This window comes from Allobosea sp. GW822-FHT05A11, from assembly GCF_058800455.1.
Genome location: NZ_JBXAMI010000006.1, coordinates 477020 through 483115, shown reverse-complemented (window position 1 = coordinate 483115; position 6096 = coordinate 477020). Strand labels below are relative to the sequence as shown.

Below are 6096 nucleotides of genomic sequence, written 5' to 3'. Positions count from 1 at the left end.
GCCGTCTCGACCCGGTTCGTCAGGTCCCCGCCAGCGATCGCAGACAGCGCACCGGCGAACTCCGTCGTCGCACCGTCAACAACCGCGTTGATCTCGTTGATGCCGGCCACCAGCCGCTGCATCTGCTCGTCGGCATCCTCGATCTGCAGGCGCGCCGAGAAATCGCCGGCTGCGGCCGCAGCAACGACCTCGCCGACATCCGAGACCACCGCTTCCATCGATTGCGCCCTGGCGAGGCGCGTGGCTGCGGCGGCCCGTTCCTGTTCCTGTAGCAGGGCGACCTGCTCGGTGCTCTGGCGCAGCACGGATACGGCGCGCGCCATCGTGCCGATCTCGTCCTCGCGCTGGGCATGAGGCACGTCGATGCGGGTATCGCCGGCGGTCAGCTTCTCCATGACCCGGCTGAGATCCAGGATCGGGCGGGTGATCGAACGCTGGGCAAAAATGAGCGCGACACCGACCGAAACCAGCAGCGTCATCAGCAGCACGACCGGCATCAGCCATTGGACCTGCCGGGTGAAGGCAGTCGCCTCGTCGCCGACCGCGATGCTGGCCTTCTCGACGCGCTGGCTGAAATTGATCAGCAGGTCGTTCAGGGCCTTGCGGTTGGTGCGGTTGGCTTCGTTGTTGCCCTGCTCGTTGGCCGCCGCAGGCGAAACCTCGCGGCCCAGCCGGGCGGTCTCGGCCCGGAAGGTGATGAACTCCTCGACCGCCTTGGCGATCTGGTCGACGACAGCGCGTTCTTCCGGCGGTGCGACCTTCTGCAGATCGGCGGAGAACCTGCGCAGCGTCGGGAAGCGATCCTCGATGCCCTTGGCGAAAGGCTCGGCCTCCTTGCTCGTCTTTGCCATGTAGACGCCGCGTGAATCCATCACCACCGCAGTGACCACGCCGTTGATGCGCTGGGTGAGCAGCGCGACATTGGCCTGGAGATCGGCGCGTGTATTCAGGTCGTCGGCCTTGTGCAGGCCGTAGAGACTGATGATCGCCGACAGGATGGCGCCGCCGGCGACGATGGCCAGCATGGCAAGGATTTTCAGGCGGATTGATTTCATGAATGGCGCCCCGAGGCGGCTCCCCGACATTGGAAGCCGCTCTAAATTCTGACCTTTGGGCGTTAATGATAAAAAACTGCTTAAAAGCTTAAGGGGGTGAATATTCTCTGTTTTTCTGCCGATGCTTAAACGCAGCGAAAGGACTCGCCCGCAGCAGGATCGAACTGATCCTTGGCAGGGCTTTCCGGCCATATCGAAAGCTCTGGCTTGTCTTTGAGAGAGTATCCTGACTCAAGGGAAGAGTCCGCCTTCCGCCAAACGGCCTGTCGGGGTGGTCTAGCGGCCTGCCTCTTGATAGAGCCGCCCCGCCTGAACATGTTTGGCGTGACCCGCCGCCCCGTCTCGATCCCCGGTTAGCCATCTCATGTCCGAAAACAGCAATGTCCCCGTCATGCACGCCACCACCATCCTGATGGTGCGCAAGGGCGGGCGCGTCGTCATCGGCGGCGATGGCCAGGTTTCGCTCGGCCAGACCATCATGAAGGGCAATGCCCGCAAGGTCCGCCGCCTCGCCAAGGGCGAGGTGATCGCCGGCTTCGCCGGCGCCACCGCCGACGCCTTCACCCTGTTCGAGCGCCTGGAGAAGAAGCTCGAGCAATATCCCACCCAGTTGCTGCGCGCCTGCGTCGAACTCGCCAAGGACTGGCGCACGGACCGCTATCTGCGCCGGCTGGAGGCGATGCTGCTTGTCGCCGACAAGGAGGTCTCGCTCCTGATCTCCGGCACCGGCGACGTGCTCGAACCTGAGGCGAGCGAGCACGGCGCGGTGATGGCGATCGGTTCGGGCGGCAATTACGCCCTCTCGGCGGCCCGCGCCCTGATCGATGTCGAGCCCGATGCCGAGGCGATCGTGCGCAAGGCGATGAAGATCGCCGGCGACATCTGCGTCTACACCAACCATTCGCTCGTCATCGAGACGCTGGAGGCGGTGTGAGCGCAGAATTTTTTCGAGAGCTGGATAAAGCTGCACGCGAGCGCCAAGTGGCTGACGCCAAGTTCCAGCAAAATGGCGGAATACGGATGTGGCTTGGCTCGCTTGCTTCAGCGGCGGCCCTCTTTGCATTTGGAAAATCTGTGCTGGTTTTCGGCCTGGTGATCGGTGGTTTGAGTGTCATGTTTTTTACATGGCTGTGCGCCGAGCTCGTCAGCCGCCCCTTTCGACTGGCCTTGCCGAGCATCGTGCTTCTCATCGGTTTTTCCGCTGGAGCATTTTTCGCAAGCAGCGGGCTTTTAGACCCCTTGGTGAGACAAATCGCCCAAGAGCCCACCGCGCTAACCGCTTCGCTCAATTCGCATCAAGCGCTTAGGACCGGCGGCAGCTTGATCTTTGCGGCTTTTTTCGTAGGCCTTTACTACTGGCGCTTTAGGGTGCCGCTCGCTGTCTCGGTCGCGTCTGCGCTATTCTTCATTGGCGCATTCAGCCTCTTGTTCTACCAGTCGACCGAAGCCGCCAACCGCTGGGCCTTACCAATTACTCTCTCTTTTGGTCTCGTGATGGTGGCCTTGGCCGTCAGATACGATCTCACGGATCCGTCCCGTGCAACGCGGCGAAGCGATGTTGCTTATTGGCTGTATCTGCTTGCCGGCGTCGCTGGCTCACAAGCGATTCTGGGGAGCTTGGAATCGGAACCCGCCACAAGCGTGCACATGATCGGCTTATCTATACTTCTGCTCCTGTTTGGCGTCATTGGCTTGGTTCTGGAGCGGAATATTCTGTTCAGCGCAACCATTCTTTCTTCAGGGCTATCAGTCGCTTACTCAGCTTGGCGAAGTGCTGATTCTGGGCAATTGAGCCCCTTGTTGTGGTTGCTTTTGGCAGCGCTCGGAATCTTGGGCTCCGCGGTTTGCTGGCGACCCTTGCGCCTCGCGGTAGTCCCGCGTCTGCCATTGGGACGCTTGGCTGATAAATTGTCGCCGATACAACCTGAGAAGACGAGAGCCTGCCCGTGACGGCCAAACCGATTCACGGACATCTCTCCTGCACCGCTTCATGGTTCCCATGATGACTTCTTTATTCCCCCCGCGAGATCGTTCCCGAGCTCGATCGTTTCATCGCAAAGGCGAGCGGGAGCGAAGCCGTCCGATTTCCCAGTAAGACGATGAAGCCCAATAGCGAGTACCAGCAGTGACCAGCTTTTCCCCTCGTGAGATCGTCTCGGAGCTCGACCGTTTCATCGTCGGCCAGAGGGACGCCAAGCGCGCCGTCGCCATCGCCCTGCGCAACCGCTGGCGCCGCCAGCAGCTCGAAGGGCCGCTGCGCGAGGAGGTCTCGCCGAAGAACATCCTGATGATCGGGCCGACCGGTTGCGGCAAGACCGAGATCGCCCGGCGCCTCGCCAAGCTTGCCAACGCGCCCTTCCTCAAGGTCGAGGCGACCAAGTTCACCGAGGTCGGCTATGTCGGCCGCGACGTCGAATCGATCGTGCGCGACCTGCTGGAGGTCGCGATCGCGCTGGTGCGCGACAGCCGGCGCAAGGATGTCCAGGCCAAGGCCCATGTCGCGGCCGAGGAGCGCGTGCTCGATGCGCTGGTGGGCGCCAATGCCAGCCAGGCGACGCGCGATTCCTTCCGCCGCAAGCTGCGCGCCAACGAGCTCGACGACAAGGAGATCGAGGTCGAGGTCGCGGCCGGCGCCGGAGCCTCCGCGCCGATGTTCGAGGTCCCCGGCATGCCTGGCGCCTCGATCGGCGCGATCAACCTCTCCGACATGCTCGGCAAGGCTTTTGGCCAGAAGGGCAAGCCCAAGCGCGTCCTGGTCAAGGACGCCTACCAGCCGCTGCTCGCCGAGGAGAGCGACAAGCTGATCGACCAGGATGCGATCATCCAGGCGGCGATCCGTGAGGTCGAGGAGAACGGCATCGTCTTCCTCGACGAGATCGACAAGATCTGCGCCCGCGAGGGCAAGGGCGGCGCAGACGTCTCCCGCGAGGGCGTGCAGCGCGACCTGCTGCCGCTGATCGAGGGCACCACCGTCGCGACCAAGCACGGCGCGGTGAAGAGCGACCACATCCTCTTCATCGCATCCGGCGCCTTCCACGTCTCGCGCCCCTCCGACCTGCTGCCGGAACTGCAGGGCCGCCTGCCGATCCGCGTCGAACTCAATCCGCTCGACATCGAGGATTTCAAGCGCATCCTGACCGACACGGAAGCAAGCCTGATCAAGCAATCCGTTGCGCTGATGGCGACAGAGGAGGTCTCCGTTACCTTCACGCCCGACGCGATCGACGCCATCGCCCGCATCGCCGTCGAGGTGAATTCCACGGTCGAGAACATTGGCGCCCGCCGGCTCCAGACCGTGATCGAGCGCATTCTGGACGAGATCTCGTTCACGGCACCGGACCGCTCGGGCGAAGCCGTGACGATCGATGCGGCCTATGTCGAGGCCCGCATCGGCGACCTTGCCAAGAATGCCGACCTGAGCCGGTTCATCCTCTGATGGAGAAACCGGCGGTATCAGCGCCGGAATCCTCCCGTCTCGCGCGCGATTCTGCCGTCGTCGGGGCGGCCACGGTCGCATCGCGCCTGCTCGGCTTCGCGCGCGACGTGCTGATCGCCCGCCTGCTCGGAGGCGGGCCGGTCGCGGATGCTTTCCTCGCGGCCTTGCGCCTGCCCAATCTCGTCCGGCGTGTGCTCGGCGAGGGCGGGCTCAATGCGCCCTTCGTGCCGCTCTATCTGGCGATCAAGGGCGAGCGCGGCGAGGCGGCGGCGCGCGACTTCGCCGGCGAGGCCGCTGCGCAGATCGGGTTCTTGTTGCTGGTGCTCGTCGGGTTGGGTGAGCTTTTCGCGCCCTGGCTCGTGCTGGGCCTGGCCGGCGGCTTCGCCGAGGCGCCTGAAACCCTGGCTCTGGCGGCGTCCTACACCCGGCTGATGCTGCCTTTCCTATTCCTGACGACGCTGGCCGCCATGCTGGCAGCACTGCTCAATGCCGAGAAGCGCTTCACCGTCGCGGCCCTGGCGCCGGCGCTGATGAACGCGATCCTGCTCGTCGTCCTGTTGCTGCTGCACGCCAGCGAGACGCAGCCGGAAGCGGGGGCGCGCTGGCTCGCGCTCTGCACCAGCCTGACCGGCCTCGCCCATCTCGTCATGATCCTCGCGGCGCTGCGTGGCCCCGGCCTGCCGCGCCCGAGCCTGCGCTGGTCGCCGGACATGACGCGGCTCGTTCGCACCGGCGGCGCGACCTTGCTCGCTGCTTCCGCCGCCCAGCTTGTCCTGCTGGTCGCGACGCAGATCGCCTCGACCGGGCCGGGCGCCGTCGCCGCGCTCTACTATGCCGACCGCGTCTTCCAATTGCCGCTCGGCTTCGTCGGGGTCGCGATGGGCACCGTCGTGCTCTCCGACATGGCGCTGGCAGCGAATCGCGAGGGTCCCGACGCCATGCTCGGGCAGGCTCTGGCGCTGGGCCTCGCGCTGGCCCTGCCCGCCGCGACGGCGCTCGTCGCCCTGGCCGAGCCGATTGTCTCGGCGCTGTTCGAGTATGGCCGCTTCGACGCCGGCGATCGCGCCCGCACGGCGGCGGCGCTGGCCATGTTCGGTTACGGCCTGCCCTTCGCCATCGCCGCCAAGGTTTTCGGCCAGGTCTATTTCGCGCGCCGGGCGCCGCGCCTGCCGCTGATCTCCGGCGGCGTCGCAGTGCTCGTCGCCGCCTTCGTCGGGTTCAGCCTGGCAGATCAGGGCAATGCGGCGGAAATGGCTGCGCTCGCAGCGACATGCGCCTTCGTGGCGCAGGCCTGCCTGCTCGGCGGAGCGTTGTTGCGGGACGGAATCTGGCGCCCGAGCATCGGCAGCTTGCGGCCGATCGCCGCCAGCCTCGGTGCCAGCGCGATCATGCTCGCCGTATTGGAGCTGTTGCTCAGGCTGCTGGCGCCGCTCCTGGCCTTCGATCAGCTGGCGCTGCATCGGGTCGGGGGGCTTGGTCTGCTCTGCCTCGGCGGGCTGGCGTCCTATGGCGCGGCGGGCCTGATGCTCGGGGCTTTCGGTGCTCTCCCCTTGCGCAAGCGGCGGGGTTGAGCCAGAAGCGCCGCTTCCCTTCTCCATCGTGACG

Annotated in this window: 5 protein-coding genes; 4 read left to right on the top strand and 1 reads right to left on the bottom strand. The window is 65.1% G+C overall.

Annotation, left to right across the window (positions count from 1 at the left end):
- Positions 1-1055, bottom strand: a 1055-nt coding sequence (locus AC1RLU_RS22050) for a HAMP domain-containing protein (protein WP_492798210.1), incomplete at its 3' end; no start/stop codon positions are given.
- A gap of 364 nt (positions 1056-1419) precedes the next feature.
- Between AC1RLU_RS22050 and hslV the strand changes: the two genes are divergently transcribed.
- The 4 genes from hslV (at position 1420) to murJ (ending at position 6062) form a co-directional block, all read left to right on the top strand.
- Complete coding sequence (gene hslV, locus AC1RLU_RS22045; protein ID WP_492798209.1) at positions 1420-1989, top strand: ATP-dependent protease subunit HslV; 570 nt, start codon at positions 1420-1422, stop codon at positions 1987-1989.
- Positions 1986-3005, top strand: a complete 1020-nt coding sequence (locus AC1RLU_RS22040; RefSeq protein WP_492798207.1) for a hypothetical protein — start codon at positions 1986-1988, stop codon at positions 3003-3005. Before hslV ends, AC1RLU_RS22040 begins: the two co-directional genes overlap by 4 nt.
- A gap of 175 nt (positions 3006-3180) precedes the next feature.
- A complete protein-coding gene (gene hslU, locus AC1RLU_RS22035; protein ID WP_142114176.1) occupies positions 3181-4491 on the top strand; it encodes an ATP-dependent protease ATPase subunit HslU in 1311 nt (436 codons plus the stop codon).
- Positions 4491-6062, top strand: coding sequence for a murein biosynthesis integral membrane protein MurJ (gene murJ / locus AC1RLU_RS22030; RefSeq protein ID WP_492798204.1), 1572 nt, complete (start codon positions 4491-4493; stop codon positions 6060-6062). The genes hslU and murJ overlap by 1 nt, the downstream gene beginning before the upstream one ends.
- Positions 6063-6096 lie beyond the last annotated feature (34 nt).